This is a genomic window from Siminovitchia terrae, assembly GCF_003605405.2.
Classification (GTDB): Bacteria; Bacillota; Bacilli; order Bacillales; family Bacillaceae_C; genus Siminovitchia; species Siminovitchia terrae.
In genome coordinates this window covers 67,107-84,904 of sequence record NZ_QYTW02000010.1, presented here as the reverse complement: position 1 = coordinate 84,904, position 17,798 = coordinate 67,107, and the positions used below count along the sequence as shown (strand labels likewise).

The window sequence follows — 17,798 nt, the reverse complement described above, 5'->3', positions numbered from 1 at the left end:
TTATCCTAAATTTGGAAATTTTGTTGCGCATGTTTAAATTTGATCCGGAAAAAAACCGCAAATCTTTTGTTCGACTTATATAAATAATAAAAGGAACAACAGCCCCCGCCATTGTCCCTCACTCGCTACTCTCTTTGCTTCGCAATCCTGTAGTGGTTTCTAGCCCCATCTCTTATAATGTTAAATGACTTCGTGGGGATGTGCAGATAAAGCCATTTACTATGAGCTCTTCTTTCCATAATGTTCTTGAATTTATGCGCTCTATTGACCTTTTTATCAAATCGATAGTATGTACTGTCAATAGTAACAGAAGGGCCGGTGTAAAAATTCACTCTGAGCATCCGATCTTCAATAGGTTCATAGTCTTTGATATGGTCAACTGAAAACCATGCGCAATCTTCGTGCACAATGGACTTACTGGGGAACCAGTAAATCCCTTTGCTTCCACTAATCATGACGGGCGGCATACTTATGTTACCCAACACTTCCTTTGCGCTTACAGTCGCTCCATTCAGACTGCCCCCATAATATTGGATGCTTTTTTTGATAATCGCCAGAGGACTTTCGTTCACCTCATACACTTCTTCTTCCTCAACGACGATCGAACATAGCTTGCCTTTTTCATCATAATGATTCAGAATACACTTAGTTTCCTTTTGAATGACATATTCGTCCAATCTTCTCAAATGTTACTCCTCCTATGTATATATTTTGAAAAGGAGTATACTAACACTAGTCGGTATACTCCGACATAAAAAACCCTTGGATTTAGTCCTCTACGACTCCATAATCCAAGGGTTTTCATATGTACGTTTGATCACATCAGCCTCACCTCCCTTGCTGGTCCAACCATCTCGTCATTTTTATCGATATTTTATTTGTTGTATTTCAAGGTAGAACACTTACTCAATTCGGATCGCTTCTCCTTGTTTCCCCCTTTAGCCACCTTATTCCGATTATAATGGTCGACTTCCTTATCATCAGCTCCTTCCCTCCAACAATTGAGAACGCATACATTTTTTCTTGATAAAAGTTGAATATTACCAGCATCTCTTTTCTTTTTCATTATTACGCCCCTCCAAAAACTCACTCATCACAATTCTTTTATCCTATCATACAGCTACTTTTGCACAGTATTGTCTATTAATTCCCATGTATCCAGTACTTATTAACCAGTATCTTTGACACCTATTATACACAAGTTGTTTAATTTGTCTAATTATTCAACTTTATCCCCAAAAAGTCTTTAAAGCGGCTATTTCGGTCAATATAATGATAGAGCTTCAGTCCATTTCTTGCAGGAAAATGGATGTTTTACTTGAATGTATTTGTATCAATTGACCTACACATGCCTATCTACTCAAAACAAGATGACTCATTTCCAATCATCATGACTTTCCTTTTTATTTTCCTTAATCATTTAATTATCTCCCTTCCTTCTTCATCCACTAGTTGAACAACCAGAGTTGTCATGCTATCATCTAAATAAGTTAAATATTCTGATATATTCTGTTGAGGTTCTATTTATGGTTCTCTCTCCGTGTCAAAAGAAGCCGGAATAATGTCCATTTATGGAGAGTTATTATTCCTATTCTATTCATTTTGCAAAGGAGAGAGGAAGATTGAAACGTTCTCGAACAAGGTGGTTCTTTTTAGCGCCATCCATTTTTTTCCTATGGGCAGTAGGTAACTTGGATAAGGTCGGCATTTCGGTCATTGTGACAAACGATAACTTTTTACAAAGTATGGAGTTAAACGGCAAGTCAACTGAAATTGGTCTGTTAATGACGGGCTTTACGGTATTATACGGACTTTCAAGTGCTTTTTGGGGATATATTGTAGATCGTATTGGACCACGATTAACAGCTATCATAGGATTGATTATCTGGACTGTTAGCTTAATCATGGGAGGATTAGCAGGAAGTTATGGCTCCTTAATAGCTTCGAGGGTAATTTTAGGTTTAGGGGAAGGAATTATGTTCCCTATGACAAATAAATTTATTGCGCAATGGTTTCATCCCAAAGAATTAGGAAAAGCACAGTCTACCTGGGTATATGGTCAATATCTAGGTCCGGCATTAGGAATTCCTATGCTGGTATGGCTTATTTCTATATCAAGTTGGGAAGTCTCTTTCTTTGCTTTAGCTGGGTTTTCCTTATTTATTAACCTGCCTCTTGTCATCTTCCTGACACGGGATACACCTGCACAGCACTATGCTGTGAACAGTTTAGAGTTGGAGTATATTGAGAGCGGAAAAACAGCAAAGTCAAAAGAAGTTCAATTGAAAAGCAATTTTCTAAAAGATAAACGCTATTGGTTGGTATGCCTAGCCTTTTTGATGATCACAGTATTGTTTTATGGAATCAGCTTTTGGATGCCGACCTATTTAGAGAAAGCTCGTGGATTTTCCCCCTCTGAAATGGGTTCGTTAACTTCATTGTCATGGCTTATGGCAATCATTGCCGTATTTACCTGTGGCATCATAATAGATAAAACACGCCGTCCGGCATTAATAGGATCGATTATCTTTGTAATATGCGGATTTTCCATATTAACCACTTCTTTAATATCAAACGCGCTAGTTGCTGCAATCATGCTTGGTCTTGCATTGGCATGTGTTGCCAGTCAATTGCTTGTAAGTCAACTTTTAATAGTTAAATACTCAAATCCAAGAGATACAGGTAAAGCTGCTGGAATTATGGGCGTATTGAATATTGTGGGGGGATTTGTAACAACTATCATGGGGTATATAGTGGACAGTACTGGAGGAAATTATAATATCGCCCTACTATTCTTGGTTTTATTTCCGTTTATTGGGGCACTTAGTTATGCCGGGCTATTCCGTAATGAAAAACAAGATATAGCGACTACAGCATTAACCGGGACAGCAGGTTTCAAATAATTTTACATGCATCACCTGTTTGTCTTGAGTTGGGAGCGACTGTTGACAAGAACCGCTAATGATTAAAGTCGAGAAATAATGAAACTAAATTTGATGAATTTCGTAAGCATCCTGAGGTATTCGTGGTAGGAATTTTAAGGGGCACATCTTTAAAATTTCTTAAATGCAAAAGCAATATCAGGCGAGGTTAGTTTTCCTCGTCTGATTTATTTTAAGAAGATTTTAGATAATCCATTTTTCTTACAACCTCAAATGCTCCTTCAGCCTATTTTGAACACTCGTCCGCTCCTCTTCAGGAACGTTATAATACCAAATGCCGTCAATCTTCGCTCCGCTTCCGTCAATCTGCAATTGTTCAACATGTTTACGTGCCTCACCATAGTTTTTCTGTATACTCTTCATCTCATCGAAGAAGAGATTTGTCTCCACGTTGTTGCCGACAGCTTTCAGCATATCATCGTAATTCCATAAGGTAGAAGCATTTGTTCCTTTTTTCATGACAGCTTGAATAATTTGACGCTGACGCCGCTGGGACCAAAGTCTCCGCGTGGATCGTCATAGCGCATGCGACTATACTTTAATGCTTCGGTCCCATTTAAAGCAAGTTCCCCTTTTGTAAAATGAGATCCCTCATAGGTGAAATCCAAATCATTGTTTACTATGACTTCCCCAGCACCATCAACAATATCCTTAAATTCTTCCATGTTCATCTTCACATAGTAATCAATAAGAATTTCCAAATATTTCTCAGACATTTCGCCTGTGGATCGTTTAGATATTCAAGCAATCCATCCATCACCAGTTCATCCCCAAGGTGTCCATGCCATGCCAAAGTCTGTTTGACGTAGTCAAATGTTATGACGTTCCATAAAAAGCTGCTTAGCTATCCACTAAGATTCGTTTCAAACATAGTAGGTTGTTGCAAAAAAATTGAGGGCATTTATAGACCCCGTTTGATCCCTTTATCATGAAAATACAAAAAACGGTATTTGATATAACCAATGTTTTTTGAAAAAACGATGGATGCCACTACTTTCTATGGCTGGTTTTCGTATTTTGTATAGTCTCTTTTCGTTATACGAGTAGTTCATTTTGATAGTAATTAAATACTATATAAATAACTTGGGGGTAAATAAAACTTTTCACAGGTTAAGCAATTTTGAAAACTATTAAAGAAGAGATGGAATCAATTTCTCAGATTTCCAGCTCACTGAACTTTCTACATCAGCTTGAATTCAGAGAATGAAAAAATAGATGAGCTTAAGGAGGTTTCATTATGGATTTAAAACTAGTAACTATCTATGGAAGTCCTACACCACCAGGTCGTTTGGCTTCCGTTTTGACTGTGGCAGAAAAGTATGCAATTACAAAAGGTGCACAAGTACAGCGTATAGCACCTTCGTTGGATAACAGCGGGAAGTTCTTCTACTGGGAAGAAGAATCTCTTCGTTTGATAGAGGAAGCTAATTCCATTTTGATCGCTTCTCCTGTGTTTCGAGGGTCCATACCGGCAATCCTGAAGGAACTATTGGATCTTCTTCCTGTTCGCTCCCTTCGTTCAAAGCCAGTCGGTTTATTTGTTGTGGGGAATGTGGCGGAACATTATTTAGGTGTAGAAAGGCATATCACTGATATCCTCTCATGGTTTGGAGCGCTTTATGTGCCAGCAACTTGTTATTTTACTGCTCCGTCCCTCAATGATGGAATTCCTGCTAAGAATATGAGCCAAATTGTACAGCTTGTCGACAGTGCTTTGATCCTATCACAAAGCCTCCCAGATATACAGTTGGGACCGCCTCCCCTTGCCGAAGTACATGGACGTTAACACTTCGTGATCTGTATAGATTAGTTTCGTTTTTTGGGTAGTTTGTCCCAGAAACTTTAAATAATATAAAAATAACCCCAAGAAAAAATGGCAATATCCAACTACTAAAGATGAGGTGGTAAAAAATGAGTAAAGTATTAACTGCTGATGAATTATATGAAGCACGTCTTAAAAGTGGGGTCCCCCTATTTAATGATCAAAAAATGAAGCTTGGTGTATTTGGCAGCAATTGTAGTTACGGTGTCATGGCATCGCTTGCTCCTTCAACCTACGAAGTATCATGGGATCATACAGTTAAAATAGCACAACAGGCGGAAAATCTGGGATTTGAGGCAATGGTTCCAATTGCACGTTATAAAGGAATGGGCGGAGAAAGCAATTTTAACGGGGAAAACTATGAAACTCACACATGGGCTGCCGGTCTGGCTCAAGCTACTGAGAAAATTATGGTTTTCTCTACAATTCATGTGCCTGCCAAACATCCTGTTGTTGCAGCAAAAGAATCTGTTACAGTTGACCATATTTCAGGTGGAAGATTTGGATTGAACTTAACTATGGGATGGTACGCAGCCGAAATGGGAATGTTCGGTGTAAAACAGCGTGAACACGATGAACGTTATGCGTATGGTTCCGAATGGACAGACATTTTGAAAAAACTTTGGACGGTAGAGGGGGAATTTGATTACAAAGGGAAATTTTTTGATTTAAAACGTCTTGAAGCAGAGCCTAAGCCAATTCAAGAACCTTATCCGGTGCTCGTTAATGCAGGAAACTCACCTGCGGGCTTAGAGTTCTGTGCAAGGGAGTGTGACTTTAACTTTATTGCTTTTGCTACTCCAGAAGAGGCAAAAGAAACCGCTGCACGCGTACGTGGAATTTCCCGGAATCATGGTAAAAACTTGGGCATCTTAAGTTATGGAAACATCATTAGCCGTGAGACGGAAAAGGAAACTCAAGAACTTTATAAACAAATTCTTGATATGGGGGACTGGAGTGTCGCGGAAAGCGTCTCTAAAGGTTTAGGATCAGAAAGTGAATCCTTTGAACAAATTAAAGCCATGCAAGAAAGGTTTATTACAGGTTATGGGGGATACCCATTAATTGGAACCCCAGAACAAATCGTTGAACAGCTTATAAAAATTTCGGAAGCTGGTGTCGATGGAATGCTATTGGGATTCCTAGACTATCATGAAGATTTGAAGTTTTTCGGAGAGAAAATTTTACCATTGATGAAACAAGCGGGACTGCGTTACTAATCTATAAAAGGAAGGGATTACACATTATTATTTGTAAGCCCTTCCACCCTCAATAGTTCGTTAGGAGTGATGGTTATGACAAGTAGAGTAGGAGCTTTACCTGTAAAAGCTAATTTAATAAATGGTGAATGGAGAAAGTCTGATCAAAAGAATGAAACTAAATCACCGATAAATGGGGAAGTAATCGGATATTATTATGAGCCTTGTGAAGCGGATGTTGAGGAGGCCATTCAAGCTGCCCGGAATGCTTTTGTTCACACGGAATGGCGTCATAATCGCCATATGCGTGCAAAAGCTTTAAATGACCTTGCAGATCAACTCGAAAAGCGGCATGAGGAAATTATTCAACTACTATCCAAAGAAAATGGCAAGGTAATTGGGGAGGCGGAATTTGAATTCAGTCTGACACCACCAAAACTTCGTTATTATGCCGCTCTTGCATTGACAGACACTGGTCAATCAGCCCAAATTCGACAAGATCTTCATTCAACATTGATCAGTGAACCTATCGGTGTTGCTGGTGTGATTGTCCCATGGAATTCACCTGTTATCCTATCTGTACGGTCGTTTGCGCCAGCACTTGCTGCGGGCTGTACATGTGTGATTAAAATGCCGGCCCAAACAGCATTGGTGAACGGCTTGCTTGCAGAGATTATTGCTGACACACCTTCATTACCTGCTGGGGTGCTGAACATCATAACGGAATCAGGCGATATTGTTTCGAAAAAGCTTATTGAGGCGAAGGAAGTTGACGTCATTAGTTATACGGGAAGTACTCAGGTTGGGCGCAAAATAATGGAAGGTTGTTCCAAGCGTTTAAAGCGGATGTCGCTGGAATTGGGCGGAAAAACACCAATGATTGTTTTTAATGATGCCGATTTAAACGCTGCCATCCCAACCCTGGTGGCGGGAATAACAACATTCACAGGTCAGTTTTGTATGACTGGTAGCCGAATCCTCGTCCAAAGTGGCATTGCTGCAGAGGTGCGTAAACGGCTGACAGAAGCCCTATTGACCGTTAAAGTAGGACCTGGAAATGACCCTAACAGCCAGATGGGCCCGCTTATTGATGCGGCCAATGCGGTCCGTGTTGATCAAAAGGTCGAAGAAATGATTGCTGGCGGGGCAGAAGTGATTGTCCGTGGCGGTCGAGGGAAAACAGAGATGTCGGTAGTTTCAGAGAGCGATGCATATTACCGTCCAACTTTACTTGCAACACAAAATTTGAATTCTCCACTCATTCAGGAAGAAATATTTGGTCCTGTAGCAAGCTTTGAAATTTTTGAAACCGACGAGGAAGCTATTGAAAGAGCCAATGCAACCGACTATGGTTTATCAGCATCCATTTGGACATCGAACCGTGACCGTTCAATACGAATGCCGAATAAGATTGATGCAGGCACCGTTTGGATAAATGCATGGGCAGTCGTATTTGATCAGTTTGAAGAAGGCGGCTTCAAACAAAGTGGAATTGGCCGCTTGAACGGGTTGACAGCACTAGCTGAATTTCAAGAATATAAGCATGTAGTTCAGGCAACAAATTAAGATTTTTCCCAATTGAGAGTCTCACCAAAAGCGGTTTAAAGTGGCCATTGAGATTGATTGACTCACACAGAAAAACCTCGTCAATGGAGGCGTAAATTATTTTAACACGATAAGGCAGCTAAACTTTCCAGCTGCCTATTCAGATTCATATCTTCCTTGATTCACTGTGATCTCAGTTGCTTATTGAAGGAGGTTCAATAATGCACTTTAGCCATAAAACTATTCACTATACAGACTATTTTTTTCAGAAGCTTTGCAATGAACAATTTGGTATAAACCGCGGTATCTATAATACGATTGATCATTGGTTTTATACAAAAGGCGTAAAGAATATTATGAACCGCCGAAAAGAAATATTAGCCTTTTTAGAACACATAGCTGTAGACTTCCATCATCAGGAACAAACAAGGATAAAGTTCGGAAGTGGAAAATTAACAGAGAGATTAAATGAATATTGGAGCGAAAGTGATAGGAGTTATGAACATGTATATTAATCAATATTACTGAAGGGATGTGCTTTTTTGTGGATAAGACATTTAAAGAAATTATGGGCAGTTATCCAACTGGCGTCTCTATTGTAACAACAATGATTGATAACAAGCCAGTAGGATTAACCGTTAACTCATTTGCCTCTGTTTCAATAAATCCATTGCTGGTATCATGGTGCATTGATAAAAAGTCAAATAGTTTGAAAGCGTTCCTTCACTCCGATAAATTTGCCGTAAATATTTTATCGGGGCATCAAAAAGAAGAATGCTTTATATTTGCGAATAGTACAGAAAGTGATCGTTTCTCAAAAGTATCGTGGACAAAATCATCTAATCACCTCCCCATCTTGGAAGGAGTGTTCGCCGTTTTGGAATGTAAAAAATTCCAAGAAGTGGACGCTGGTGATCATTTTATCTTAATAGGCGAGGTCATTGATTTACAAAGAACTGAAAATAAGCCGATGTTTTATTACCAAAAACAGGTAAGCGTTGTTCCAGTTTAGTATTAGAAGCAAGCGGATAGACATTGAACGCTACAAAACACACGACTTTGACATAGGTTGAGCTGGAATGTTGAAACATTGAATCAAAAATTAAACTCAAAAAAATATATTGAGCTATGGAAGATTTGTAATATATAATAGAAAGCACCTCTCGAAGAAAGCGCTTTCTATAAAATTCATTTATTCACTAATTGTTTGTCTACAGCCCCCTTTGTTCTGGTTCAGTTAAGGTTATCGAGGAGGATAGTCATGCCATTATTACGTGGAAACGAGCCATTAAGCAACTTTAACCTACTCCAATCGAATGATGTCGACTTCTCACAATCATTAGTATCAGAAGTATATTGCGAGCACTCACTCGTTCCAGTGCAAGGGACAGCAGTAAAAGCTAAATTGAATGCAGTAGAAGGAACAATGCTTACCTTTGGATACTTAACTTATGGAGTGGATGCTGAGATTCTGTTACCACCGTTGCCACCATGCTACCATGTGAATATTACCATAGCAGGTAAAAGTTGCATAAGTCGAAATGGCAAGTCTTCGATAACAGAAGGGATGAAAAGTGGAGCGGTATTACTTCCAGACCAAAAAGCAAGTATCCTGTGGTCAAAAGATGCAAAGCAATATGCTTTGAAATTTCCGCGAGATAAGCTGGAAAACCATTTGTCTGCATTAATTAATGAAAGTGTAGATGATCCAATAAATTTTGATTTAACATTTAATTTACAAAATACTGCGGGAAGGAGCTTACTCCGAGCTTGCATTCTTCTACAGGCAGAATGGGAGGAACAAAGCACACTCATATTGACACCTACAGCGCGGCGCAATATTGAATCGTTAGTAATGACCAATTTTCTGTTGGCTAGTTCAAATTCTTATACCGAAAAAATTTACGATACCCACCGAAAAAATGAAAGTCCTGGTAAAATGCTTGTTCAAAAGGTGAAAGATTATATTGAGGAGAATGCACATGAGTTACCTGAATTGGCAGATCTCGCCACCTATGCGGGAATAAGTGCACGCTCACTTCAAATTGGTTTTAAACAACACTTGGGTGTCAGTCCAATGACATATGTGCGAAATATTCGAATGCAGCGAGCTCATGAGCAACTTGAAAATGCTTTTTATACAGGTGAGACAGTAACGGAAATAGCCATGCGGTGGGGGTTTTATAACGTAGGTAGATTTTCTCAATTATATAAATCAATATACGGCCGAAGCCCAAAAGAAACTGCCACAGGGGGGATCGGAATAATCTCCAGATAAATAGTATGACTTAAACTCAGGTCTGACGCTGCCCCCTATTACAACACTGAAACCATTTAGATTTTCAGTGTTTTTTGCTTTCAACAAAACTCCATTTATTTGTCCAATAAGTACCCTTGGTGGATCTCGGATACCAATAGCAGGCCTCGAGTTAAACTTCCGTCCACGTAATCACAAGCAGATGAGCCTAGAATTCCCATAGAAATTCCAGGCTCCTCTTTAAATTGCTTATAATAGCCCCAAATGCTCCTTCAACTTATTTTGGACACTCACCCGCTCCTCTTCAGGAACGTTATAATACCAAACACCATCAATTTTTGAACCGCTGCCTTCAATTTCAATCTGTTCCACATGATGACGCGCTTCAGCGTAGTTCTTCTGAATACTCTTCATCTCATCAAAGGAAATGTTTGTCGCTACGTTGTTGCCGACGGCTTTCAGCATATCATCATATTTCCATAAGGTAGAAACGTTTGCTCCTTTTTTCATGACAGCTTGAATAATTTGCCGCTGACGCAGCTGGCGACCAAAGTCGCCACGAGGGTCCTCTTTACGCATGCGGCTGTATTTTAAGGCTTCCTCACCGTTCAAGGAAATCTCTCCCTCTGGAAAATGAGTGGTACTCACAGAAAAGTCCAAATCATTATTGACCGTGATTCCTCCTACAGCATCAACAATTTCCTTAAATCCTTCCATGTTCATCCTCACATAGTAATCAATAGGAATATCCAAATACTTCTCAATAGTATTCATGGACATTTCCACACCACCGAAAGCATAAGCATGGTTGATTTTATCATCCATCCCTTTTCCAACAATCTCCACCCGAGTATCACGAGGAATACTCAGCATTTCCATTGATTTCTTCTCAGGATTAACTGTAATGACAATCATCGTATCTGAACGACCCTTGTCCCCTTCCCTCTCATCAATTCCAAGCATCAATACGGAAAAAGGCTCCTTTTTCTTCATATCAAGCTTAGATGTCCTTTCGACAACCGGACTCCGATCAATAGGTGTGTGCAAACCCTTCGCCGTCTTTTGAAGGTTATCGTAAATTGAGTAGCCGTACGCTCCGACTCCGACAATACCGATTAGAATGATTAAAAGAACAACCTTTAGCCACGTTCTTTTTTTCTTTGGTCTACCCATAGAAAATTTCCTTCCTGCTTATAGATTCGTATTAGATAAAGGGCAAACGAATCGATCAAAGTAAATTATTTCTCGAAATCCTTTTTCAAAAAACAAAATAAAAGACACCACTTTATGCAAATGCTCGGAATATTAACTCACTAATCAACAAAGGACAGTCAAGATAAAACTGTCCTTTTAAATGAATTGCTCATGAATCATTCTTTACATATCACATTAACAATTAAATGGTTTTGGCCTTTCACTAGTTTGTTTGAAGAAAAATTTAATTGCTTCCAAAATTCGCTTTGACGCCTCACCATCTCCGTAAGGGTTAACGGCTTTAGCCATCCTGTTATATTCATGTGTATTGCTCAATAACTCGTGAGCTAAATTATATATGTTATCTTCATCTACACCAGCCAATTTTAACGTTCCAGCTTCAATTCCTTCGGGACGCTCTGTCGTGTCACGCAACACAAGTACTGGCACGCCTAATGATGGGGCTTCTTCCTGTACTCCCCCTGAGTCACTCATGATTAAATAAGACTTATTTGCGAAATTATGGAAGTCTATAACATCCAATGGTTCGATTAAATGAATCCTTGAGTCATTGTCTAATATCTCACTCGCCAATTCTCGAACCACCGGATTACGGTGTACAGGATATACAACTTGAACATTCGGATGTTCTTCTACCAGACGCTTAACTGCCCGAAAAATATTCTTCATTGGTTCTCCAATGTTTTCCCGCCTATGGGCAGTTAATAAGATTAACTTATCGGTTCCCAAATTTTCGAGAACCTCATGAGTATAATCTTTTTTAACAGTTGTTTTCAAAGCATCTATTACTGTATTACCGGTAATAAAGATATTCTTTTCATCTAAGTTCTCTGCAATTAAATTATCCGCCGATTTGTTTGTAGGTGCAAAATGGACATCTGCAATTACGCTAGTAAGTTGCCTATTCATTTCCTCAGGGAATGGCGAGTACTTATTCCATGTTCTTAATCCAGCTTCAACATGCCCAACATGGATTTGATTATAAAAAGCAGCTAAACTTGCAACAAAAGTAGTTGAAGTATCACCATGAACAAGAACAATATCAGGTTTAGCCTCTTTCATTATAGAATCTAATCCTTGTAAACCTTTGGTCGTAACATCTAATAACGTTTGACGTTGCTTCATAATATTTAAGTCGTAGTCGGGTTGAATACTAAAGACCTCTAATACTTGATCTAACATATCACGATGCTGGGCTGTTACTGTAACAATTGACTCAAAAAATTGAGGCTGCTTTTGTAATTCCAGTACAAGTGGGGCCATTTTTATCGCCTCTGGCCTTGTACCGAAGATAGTCATTACTTTAATCTTTTTCAATAGAATATCCTCCATCCTAGATCAAACAAAAATAGGCTAGTATTATTCCTACTTATCTTTAAGTATATAAAGCTACCAGATTTTAGCGGTAACTCTAATATCAAGGGCAATGATCTTAGCCACATTTATATCAAGTCAAACACCCAGTGTCTTGTGTAAAATCAAAGTACAAGCTAAAAAATCCCACTAAATTATAGTGCACTTTTATTGCTTAACACCTTTAATTCATCTGTGTTTGATTTATAGTAACTTCTTTTAAAACTCTCATTTATTACAATACCAACTATCACCCAAAAAGACGGCTCCATGATAAAAGTTCCACCTGTCATTAATCGAACAAACGAATACAAAAACAAGCTGAAAATAACTAAGCTTTCTAAATCATTTAACCTCAAAAGGATTTTCCTCATTTTAATGAATAAATATAGCAAAAATAACGCGCCGAAAACGCCAAAAACTATATATATATCTATAAAAATATTATGAGGAAAACCTAGGTTTGTAACATGATCAAAGTATCCAAATCCACTTGGAAAAAAGTACAATTTTTCTCTTATAATTTCAACACCATATGAATAATGCTCTTCTCTCCCCGATAGATCCAAGTTTTCACTTTCCAAACTAAAAATAAGCTTTTTAAGCACATAAGAGTTAATACTATCTGGTAGCTTTGTCTGTAATCTATATAAAACATTCAACAAAACATTATCTCTAAAAGACGTAAATAAATATAAAATAGCACCAATTGAGGATATAAATATGATATACATTGGTTTTAATAGCTTAATTTTATAGCAAAAATAGACGAATATGACAAGATTAACAAGAACTGCTCCCCTATGCCCAAACATAAAACTAAGAATCATTATGTAGAGCAAAGCAATAAGATAGATTACTTTCCTTCTTTTATAATATTGGAACATAAATCCTACAAATACAAAGTTCGTTATAAATCCAAAATGCATATAATTAAATTCCCTTTGGGAAACTGCTCCTAATAACAAATGCATTAGAATAAAGAAAAAAATTGAAATGCGGAACCAGTATCTTGAGACAAATTTAGCATCAAATTCATAACTTGCAATTATCATGGCAGAGATGCCAAAAAACACATATTTAAAAAACTCATCAAAAACCAAATTTCTATAATCAACAAGCATGATGTTTATCCCAAAAAATATTACAGAAATTAATAACACTAGATAACTCTTATAGCTTATTTGAAAATGATTTATAGTAACCGAAATTAAAAGAAACAGGACAAAAAAGCAAACCTTAATTGAAACTAGGTTCGAATTTAAATAATATTCAACCACATTCCACAAATTTACGAACATGATTGTTAAGACTATAAGTATAGAGTTTAGTTTTACCTTAGTCATTACCCATACTGCTCCTCAAAGTTTATATACAACGTCTTTTTAGTCTTGAATAACGCCACATTGACGTAGAAAATCCACGCACAATTTTATTTTTTGTGTTTTCCAAAAGTCTACAGATAGTCCACTCCCAAAATTTCATCCTTGGAAAGCATATTACAATTTATAATGTTTGTAACATCTTTTCGTTATCTTAAATCAATGAAGAAATTTTTAAATTGATCTTCTCTGTTATAGTTTTCAACAACAAAGTCTCTATTACCCTTAGATACCCGATCATAATTCTCTTTATTATTCTTATATTTCGCTAAAGCTTTGATCAAGCTCTCTGCGTCATTTGGATTAAAAAATAATGCACATCCAAGCTCTAATAAAATTTCCTTCCCTTCTCCTTTTATACTAGTAATGATGAATTTATTAGTTAACAAATAATCAAACAGTTTTGATGGGATTGTTTTTTCAAAAGTGGGGTCATCACTTAAGCTAAAAAATAACACATCTGTTTGACTTAGTTTGTTAAATGTTTCCCCTTTTGTAAGTGGCCCCGTAAATAAGACGTTTTTTACACCTTGTTTTTCAACTTCTTTTTCTAACCTGTTCCGTTCTATACCATCACCAATGATTACGAATTCAAATAATTCAGGTGGTAAACTTTGAGCAGCCTTCAGTATCAAGTCTAAGTTCTGTACAATACCTATATTACCTGCATATCCGACAGTAATTTTGCTATTTCTACTCTCTTTATCTGTTATTTTTTTAATGCCCTGCAAACTCTCTGGGGAAATACCATTATATAATATTTGAATGTTTTCATGTTTAGATTCATTATAAATGTATTCCTTCATTGGCTTCGATACGCATAATATTATATCTGCCTTTTTATATAAGAACCTTTCTATCTTTTTAGAAAACCAATACAGTAATCCTTCACGTTTCAGCATTCCCGCCGCAACGGCAGAGTCCGGCCAAATATCTCTAATATCAAGGATGAATTTAGACTTTTTAAAAAATGAAATAATATACCCCCCTAAAGCAACAAATAAAGGGGGGGATGTTACTATCACATATTCATATTTAGCTTTTCTTAAAAAAAAGAGAGAATGAGATATTGATTTTAACATAAATCCGAAATAATTTTTCAAGTAATTCAAAAAGGACTTTTTGTTTATTTTTTCAAGTTTTAACCTATAAATATTGTTCGTTTCGTTAATTTTCTCTACAGCGGATTTTTGAGGATAAGCTGTAATTACAGTTATATCATAATCTAATTTTTCTAAGGCATTATATAGATCATAAACTCTAAAGGCTGCAGCATTTATATCAGGTACAAAATATTGTGAGATAAGCAAGGTTTTTTTCGACATCATTAGAGACACCTTTCAATTTGGATCCAACCTTATATTTTCGAAGTATATATACTATAGACGCTTGTTTAAAGTATTAGTTGACTAAAAATTGCACACTTCTAGGATGATTAAAGAAATTAATAGTTAATTTAGAATTAAAGGAGTAACTTCTTTCTTCTTTAATTCAGACAAGTTACCAAAATTAATATATCTAATGTTATCATTATAAACTGCTACACAATTTTTAGTGTCTAATACAAGAACATCTTTCATATTGTAATTTACAAGTTCTTTTTCTAAACTACGAAATTCATTGTGATCTGTAAGGACTAGCACACAAGAGGTACCTTTAACAGCCTCCTCAAAAGTGGATAAATAATAATTTATTTGTTCTTGTTTAATATGCGGATCATAAATTCCTAGTCTATACCCTTCGTTCTCTAATAAATTAACGATCTCTAGCGCAGGACTTTCACGTACATCATCGATATTCCCTTTATATGTCAACCCTAATATAGTGATCTTAGAGTTTGTATCCGGTAAGAACTCCTTGATTAAATCTTTAACAAACAATGGCATGGAATTATTAATTTCCCTTGCCATTTTTATCAACTTGGACTCTTCTGGAGCCTTTTCGATAATAAAATAAGGATCTACCGCTAAACAATGGCCTCCTACCCCCGGTCCTGGTTGATGTATATTAACTCTTGGATGATAATTAGCGAGTTCTATCACTTCTAGAGCATCTACATCGAGTTTTTTGGAAATTTTAACCAATTCATTTGCAAGAGCTATATTTACATCTCGATATGTATTCTCCATCAATTTCGACATTTCGGCACTAATGGCGCTTGTTGTTAAAATTTCTCCTGTAACAATGCTCTTGTAAACCTCAACGGCCTTTTTAGTAGATACCTGGTTTACTCCACCAACAATTCTTGTGTTTTCTACTAACTCTATTAAAATACGTCCAGGTAAAACTCTCTCTGGACAATGTGCTAAATAAATATCCTCACCAACACTCCAACCCACCTTTTCAAAAAGCGGAGAAACGACTTCATCCATGGTTTTAGGTGGTATAGTGGATTCAACAATAACAACGTTGCCTTTTCTTAAGTAAGGTGTTATTGATTTCACCGCATCTATAACATGGTTTAAATTGACAGTATTATCTATATTATGAGGTGTAGGCACAGTAATTATATAACAATCTGCATTAACTGGAGCCATACTAGCTTTTAAATTACCTTTATCAACCACGGTTTTTACAAGCTCCCCAAGCCCAACTTCTTCAATATGAATTTCTCCATTATTCAGCTTCTCAACCGCTGTGGGGTTTATATCAACACCTGTTACTTCCCATCCCGAATTAGCAAAGATTGCTGAAGTAGGTAACCCTATATATCCCAGCCCAATTACACACAGTTTTTTATTCATCAGTAGACACCTCTTTAAGTTTAAAGTTATTTTTCAGGAACATTTACTAATTAGCGATCAGCGATTCTCTAGCTTTTCGATTTGTTCGTTATCATGATCAAACATAAAACAAACATAACTATGTACATAACTGACATAACTACAGTAAAATAAATCAAAGTTAAATATTCGTTTAGCGAATAATAATAACTAGCGATAAACAATATAGTGATTAATAAAAATCGGACACCTTCCCATATTGCTTGTATTTTTTGTTTTTGTAATATAATTAGCGTTTGGGATGTTGGAGAGACAATAAACTGAAAAAAAACCATAATAATTAGAATTGAAGAAAAGATACCGGCTTTAGACCATTGGGAGCCAAAAATCATTCCAAACAGATAGTCTGAAAACAAAAAAATAATAATTGTTGGCAATAAAGCAATCAAGAACAGTCTTTTGCTAACTGTTAAATAGAGTTGTTTAATGTCGTCCCCCTTATCCCTAGTAATACTGCTTAACTTTTGCAGATATACCTGGGATATAGCTTGACCAATCATCATAACTGGTCCACTTATTACTCTATAAGCTAAGGAATAAAAACCGGCTACTCCACTTCCAAACAAGATCGAAAATGCTAAAGGTGGAGCTTGAGTGCTGATTGTATTAAGTAATGCACCAGGTCCTGAATATATCGGGAATTCTTTATATTCTTTAGCAACCTTAATGAATTTACTAAATCTAAGTTTTTTAAACGTTAAATCCCTTCCACTTAGAAAAGTTCTGATAAAATTTAGTGTACCCGCAGTTCGACCAAAGAAATCACCAACAATTAGTCCAAGTTTAAAAGATGCTAAGAAACCTAAAGCCACTTGTGTTATTGTTTGACTTACAGATTGTGATAGCTTAGAGCGAGAAATAATATTAAAATTGTCTTGTCTAATATACCAGTGATTAAATACCTTATATAGTCCAGCACCTATAACGCTAATAGGTAAAATTAACAGCACAGTTTTGTTAATATTAAAGAGGTCATAGTCAGCAAAATAATATAAACCTGATAAAATGAAAATAAGAATTCCGTTGGCTACCACTAGTAAGCAGGAAAGCACCACTAAGACGATCGCCTTATTTTCTTCTTTAGGAATTGGTATTGCCAACTCATAACGCCAAGAAATTGCAATGGATAATATAGATACTAGAGATATAAATACAGCTAAATCGCCAAATGCCTCCGGGCTATATAATCTTGTTAATAATGGAGAAGCTAAAAAAAATATTAATTGTCCTAAAGCAGTCGCAGTGAATAGTTTAATGACCTTTGAAAAAAAACCTTCTTTTTTTACTTTTTCCATCTCCG

The 17,798-nt window shown here is 36.8% G+C and carries 15 protein-coding genes and 1 pseudogene; 7 read left to right on the top strand and 9 right to left on the bottom strand.

The window, feature by feature from the left end:
* Window positions 1-125 precede the first annotated feature (125 nt).
* Together D5F11_RS11850 and D5F11_RS11845 are read right to left on the bottom strand one after the other, a co-directional pair.
* Window positions 126-686 (bottom strand): competence protein ComK, encoded by a 561-nt coding sequence (locus D5F11_RS11850; RefSeq protein WP_120115560.1) that lies wholly within the window; start codon window positions 684-686, stop codon window positions 126-128.
* A gap of 188 nt (window positions 687-874) precedes the next feature.
* Window positions 875-1,066 carry a hypothetical protein gene (locus D5F11_RS11845; protein WP_120115559.1) on the bottom strand — a complete coding sequence of 64 codons (192 nt, stop codon included), beginning with the start codon at window positions 1,064-1,066 and terminating at the stop codon, window positions 875-877.
* A 625-nt stretch (window positions 1,067-1,691) separates the two neighbouring features.
* Here D5F11_RS11845 and D5F11_RS11840 point away from each other — a divergent pair.
* Complete coding sequence (locus D5F11_RS11840; protein WP_185830644.1) at window positions 1,692-2,903, top strand: MFS transporter; 1,212 nt, start codon at window positions 1,692-1,694, stop codon at window positions 2,901-2,903.
* Window positions 2,904-3,143: 240 nt separating this feature from the next.
* Here D5F11_RS11840 and D5F11_RS11835 read toward each other — a convergent pair.
* Window positions 3,144-3,652 (bottom strand): annotated as a pseudogene (locus tag D5F11_RS11835) (LCP family glycopolymer transferase); the annotation flags it as partial.
* A 527-nt stretch (window positions 3,653-4,179) separates the two neighbouring features.
* Here D5F11_RS11835 and D5F11_RS11830 point away from each other — a divergent pair.
* The 6 genes from D5F11_RS11830 (at window position 4,180) to D5F11_RS11805 (ending at window position 9,786) form a co-directional block, all read left to right on the top strand.
* Window positions 4,180-4,728: an NADPH-dependent FMN reductase gene (locus D5F11_RS11830; RefSeq protein ID WP_120115557.1), complete on the top strand. Its 549-nt coding sequence runs from the start codon at window positions 4,180-4,182 to the stop codon at window positions 4,726-4,728.
* A gap of 125 nt (window positions 4,729-4,853) precedes the next feature.
* A complete protein-coding gene (locus D5F11_RS11825) occupies window positions 4,854-5,984 on the top strand; it encodes an LLM class flavin-dependent oxidoreductase (RefSeq protein ID WP_221768451.1) in 1,131 nt (376 codons plus the stop codon).
* Between the two features lie 75 nt (window positions 5,985-6,059).
* Complete coding sequence (locus D5F11_RS11820) at window positions 6,060-7,529, top strand: aldehyde dehydrogenase family protein (RefSeq protein ID WP_120115556.1); 1,470 nt, start codon at window positions 6,060-6,062, stop codon at window positions 7,527-7,529.
* 200 nt (window positions 7,530-7,729) lie between these two features.
* Complete coding sequence (locus D5F11_RS11815; RefSeq protein ID WP_120115555.1) at window positions 7,730-8,023, top strand: hypothetical protein; 294 nt, start codon at window positions 7,730-7,732, stop codon at window positions 8,021-8,023.
* Between the two features lie 29 nt (window positions 8,024-8,052).
* Window positions 8,053-8,520 (top strand): flavin reductase family protein, encoded by a 468-nt coding sequence (locus D5F11_RS11810; RefSeq protein WP_342776026.1) that lies wholly within the window; start codon window positions 8,053-8,055, stop codon window positions 8,518-8,520.
* Between the two features lie 249 nt (window positions 8,521-8,769).
* A complete protein-coding gene (locus tag D5F11_RS11805; protein ID WP_120115553.1) occupies window positions 8,770-9,786 on the top strand; it encodes an AraC family transcriptional regulator in 1,017 nt (338 codons plus the stop codon).
* 228 nt (window positions 9,787-10,014) lie between these two features.
* Here the strand turns inward: D5F11_RS11805 and tagU are convergent, their stop codons facing one another.
* The 6 genes from tagU to D5F11_RS11775 form a co-directional block, all read right to left on the bottom strand.
* Complete coding sequence (tagU, locus tag D5F11_RS11800) at window positions 10,015-10,938, bottom strand: polyisoprenyl-teichoic acid--peptidoglycan teichoic acid transferase TagU (protein ID WP_120115552.1); 924 nt, start codon at window positions 10,936-10,938, stop codon at window positions 10,015-10,017.
* A gap of 216 nt (window positions 10,939-11,154) precedes the next feature.
* Window positions 11,155-12,312 (bottom strand): non-hydrolyzing UDP-N-acetylglucosamine 2-epimerase, encoded by a 1,158-nt coding sequence (gene wecB, locus D5F11_RS11795; RefSeq protein WP_185830643.1) that lies wholly within the window; start codon window positions 12,310-12,312, stop codon window positions 11,155-11,157.
* Window positions 12,313-12,488: 176 nt separating this feature from the next.
* Window positions 12,489-13,496 (bottom strand): hypothetical protein, encoded by a 1,008-nt coding sequence (locus D5F11_RS11790; RefSeq protein WP_120115551.1) that lies wholly within the window; start codon window positions 13,494-13,496, stop codon window positions 12,489-12,491.
* 368 nt (window positions 13,497-13,864) lie between these two features.
* Window positions 13,865-15,040 (bottom strand): glycosyltransferase family 4 protein, encoded by a 1,176-nt coding sequence (locus tag D5F11_RS11785; protein ID WP_185830642.1) that lies wholly within the window; start codon window positions 15,038-15,040, stop codon window positions 13,865-13,867.
* Between the two features lie 126 nt (window positions 15,041-15,166).
* Window positions 15,167-16,459 carry a nucleotide sugar dehydrogenase gene (locus tag D5F11_RS11780; RefSeq protein ID WP_120115549.1) on the bottom strand — a complete coding sequence of 431 codons (1,293 nt, stop codon included), beginning with the start codon at window positions 16,457-16,459 and terminating at the stop codon, window positions 15,167-15,169.
* A 68-nt stretch (window positions 16,460-16,527) separates the two neighbouring features.
* A complete protein-coding gene (locus D5F11_RS11775) occupies window positions 16,528-17,793 on the bottom strand; it encodes a lipopolysaccharide biosynthesis protein (RefSeq protein WP_120115548.1) in 1,266 nt (421 codons plus the stop codon).
* Between the last annotated feature and the right edge of the window lie 5 nt (window positions 17,794-17,798).

Excerpts from the sequence above, each read along its gene's own strand:
- wecB (WP_185830643.1), bottom strand. The coding sequence starts at position 12,312 with ATGGAGGATATTCTATTGAAAAAGATTAAAGTAATGACTATCTTCGGT.
- D5F11_RS11845 (WP_120115559.1), bottom strand. The coding sequence starts at position 1,066 with ATGAAAAAGAAAAGAGATGCTGGTAATATTCAACTTTTATCAAGAAAA.
- D5F11_RS11785 (WP_185830642.1), bottom strand. The coding sequence starts at position 15,040 with ATGTCGAAAAAAACCTTGCTTATCTCACAATATTTTGTACCTGATATA.
- D5F11_RS11830 (WP_120115557.1), top strand. The coding sequence starts at position 4,180 with ATGGATTTAAAACTAGTAACTATCTATGGAAGTCCTACACCACCAGGT.
- D5F11_RS11780 (WP_120115549.1), bottom strand. The coding sequence starts at position 16,459 with ATGAATAAAAAACTGTGTGTAATTGGGCTGGGATATATAGGGTTACCT.
- tagU (WP_120115552.1), bottom strand. The coding sequence starts at position 10,938 with ATGGGTAGACCAAAGAAAAAAAGAACGTGGCTAAAGGTTGTTCTTTTA.
- D5F11_RS11825 (WP_221768451.1), top strand. The coding sequence starts at position 4,854 with ATGAGTAAAGTATTAACTGCTGATGAATTATATGAAGCACGTCTTAAA.
- D5F11_RS11805 (WP_120115553.1), top strand. The coding sequence starts at position 8,770 with ATGCCATTATTACGTGGAAACGAGCCATTAAGCAACTTTAACCTACTC.
- D5F11_RS11820 (WP_120115556.1), top strand. The coding sequence starts at position 6,060 with ATGACAAGTAGAGTAGGAGCTTTACCTGTAAAAGCTAATTTAATAAAT.
- D5F11_RS11815 (WP_120115555.1), top strand. The coding sequence starts at position 7,730 with ATGCACTTTAGCCATAAAACTATTCACTATACAGACTATTTTTTTCAG.
- D5F11_RS11775 (WP_120115548.1), bottom strand. The coding sequence starts at position 17,793 with ATGGAAAAAGTAAAAAAAGAAGGTTTTTTTTCAAAGGTCATTAAACTA.